Annotated in this window: 1 protein-coding gene; it reads left to right on the top strand. The window is 72.2% G+C overall.

The window, feature by feature from the left end:
• Nucleotides 1-187: 187 nt before the first annotated feature.
• Nucleotides 188-1,962, top strand: a 1,775-nt coding sequence (locus ABTY98_RS42120) for a zinc ribbon domain-containing protein (RefSeq protein ID WP_352226466.1), incomplete at its 3' end; no start/stop codon positions are given.

The following is a 1,962-nucleotide window of genomic DNA, read 5'->3' as shown; positions in this document are numbered from 1 at the left end:
CACCGCAGGCCGGACGGCCATCCACCTGGATTTCTGGTGGCCATCAGCCGGGACTCAACTGTCCGCACACCTGGACTTTGCCACGGCCGCCCACACTGGCCGCGGCACAGCCCGACCCTTCCGGGAGCAACTGACTAGCTGCTCGCCTGCCCGGTCCGTGCAAGGCCCCTGAGGAGGCGAGACCCGAATGCGCCGCAAAGTTTCGTTGACGGAAGGCGAAGTCCAGCAGGTCTCGGCCGCCTGCGCCCGGGCTATGAGCGGCGTGGACACGGTCTCCGGCGAGTATCTGTCCGAGGCGGTGCTGGTGGAGCGTGCCGGGTGGCTGACCGGCCTGGTCACCGGGCTCGCGGACGCGGTGGTGCGGGAGCACTGGAATCACGGTGATCTGGCCCGGCTCGCGTCGGGGAGGGACGGGGCGGGGGCGGGGTTGCCGGCGCGGGCGTGGATGGCGTTGCGGCGTCTGGGCTGGAGTGCACCGGTTCCGGCGGGGCGCTATCTGCCGGACCGGGTGGTGCGGGTGGTGCAGGAGCAGGCGGGTCGGGTGTTGCGGTCGGTGTGGTGGCGTGCCCAGATCACGGCGGCGGTCCTGGCGACCTGGCCGGCCGATCCCGAGCGTCGTACCGAGGCCGAGTGGGAGGCGCTGCGGGCCGTCCTGCCCGAGGACGGGGGCGTGGTGGCGGGTGCGGTGATCAAGGCCCGCACCCGGCAGGCCGCCGCCTACCTGAAGAAGCACGGGCGCCTCCCCGCCGGCATCACCGCTTGCGAAGAAGCGCCGGGCGTCGGCGGCCAGGTGGTTCTTGCGGCGGTCGACAAGCAACTGGCCACTGTGGAGCGGTGCGCGGAGGACCCGTTCCGGTACGGGGTGCTCACTGTGCGGCTGCCGCTGCGCCCCGATCCGGTGTCGCGGAAGGACTGGCCTGCGGTCCGCATCCGGTTCCGTATCCCGCCCCACGTCCCCGCCGACGCCGCCCTGTGCCTGCCCACCCTCCGTATCCGGGACGGACGGTTGTTGCTCGACGTGCCCTACGCCCACCCCGTCCCCAAGGCCGAATCGTCCGGGCACCGGGTCGCGGTCGCCTTCGACTGGGGGCTGAACACCCTGCTCACCGGCGGCACCCTCACCCTGACCGGTGGCGCACAGCCCCACGTGACGGCCGGGGCACGGTCGGTGGCTTTCCGGGCCGATGGGGTGCTGGCCAAGGGGCACCGGCTGCGTATCCAGGGCGAGCATCTCACTGCCCGCATCGAACGGCTCAGCACCCTGGCCGCTTCCCGGCGTGAGCGCGGCATGCGTCCCGATCCGTGGCAGAGCGCGAAGCTCGCGGTTCTGGAGGTGGAGCGGGACCGGATTTCGAAGCGCAGGTCGCGGTTGAATACGGCGCTGGCGAAAGCCGCAGCCCGGTTCATGGTCGACCACGCCCTCGCGGCCGGAGCCACCGTCATCTACCTCGAAGACCTCCGCGACATGGAGGCCCGTGGCAAGGGCCGCACCCTCAACACCCGCCTCTCGCAGACCGTGCGCGGGGCGATCGTCACCCACACCCGCCACCGGGCCACCGCGCACGGCATCGCCGTGGTCATCGTCCCGCCCCGCGGCACGTCGAAGAACTGCCCGCGCTGCCTGACCACCTTCCGCCACCACATGGCCCCTGACCGGTCGGCCACCGGCTGGGCCTGGGCCACCTGCCCGAACGAGACGTGTGGTTACAGCACCGGACGGGACCAGGCTGCCTGGCAACGCATCGGCGCCCGGGGCCTGACCCACCAGCACACCACTCGCCTCGACCGCACCAGCGACACCTACCTGATCCGCACGGTCATCGAGGCCCTGGACCGTGCGAGCACGGTCCTCCCCGAGATTTCGGACCGCACCAAGAGCGCTCCGACGATGAAACGCCCCGCGCCCGGTCAGCGACGCGGGGTCCCCGCCCCACCCGGTCCTCGTACTCCGCCACCGGCGGG

Source organism: Streptomyces sp. NPDC096040, from assembly GCF_040303265.1.
Classification (GTDB): Bacteria; Actinomycetota; Actinomycetes; order Streptomycetales; family Streptomycetaceae; genus Streptomyces.
The sequence above is the reverse complement of the archived record's forward strand: the minus strand, read 5'-3'. Positions and strand labels throughout refer to the sequence as shown.